Source organism: Methylocapsa sp. S129 (assembly GCF_009765995.1).
Lineage (GTDB): Bacteria > Pseudomonadota > Alphaproteobacteria > Rhizobiales > Beijerinckiaceae > Roseiarcus.
The window spans coordinates 1-462 of the sequence record NZ_LMUI01000001.1 but is presented as its reverse complement, the minus strand read 5'-3'; the positions used below and the strand labels follow the sequence as shown (position 1 = coordinate 462).

Annotated in this window: 1 protein-coding gene; it reads left to right on the top strand. The window is 63.0% G+C overall.

Annotated features, from left to right (window positions below):
- On the top strand, nt 1-462 hold a 462-nt coding region (locus GSQ90_RS00005), incomplete at both ends, for a hypothetical protein (RefSeq protein ID WP_158812428.1).

The following is a 462-nucleotide window of genomic DNA, read 5'->3' as shown; positions in this document are numbered from 1 at the left end:
GTATCGCTGTCCTGGACGAATGTGAATGCGGGAACGACATTCGAAGCGCAAGCCTATGGCGGGACGATTGCGACGCTGGGCTCGGCGACCAGCGGCGGAACACAGACGATCGGAGCGACGGGGAATATCGGTTTTACGACTTTGTTGGCGAATGCTGGCGACGTCGATGTAGCCTCGACGGCGGGCTCGATCGCGGGGACGACGGCGACCGCGAAAGGTTCGGCGGATCTTGCGGCCTATGGCGACAATACCGGAACGACGCTGACGACGCTGACGGGGAGCGCAACGCTATCGGCGACGATGGGCCGGATCGACTGGGCGAACGTGAATGCCGCGACGACATTCGGAGCGACGGCGAAGGCTGGCGCGATCGAACTGGGCTCTGCGACGAGCGACGGGACTGAGACGATCGAGGCCTATCTGGGTCTTGGCTATACGACCTTGAAGACGACGGGGATCGCA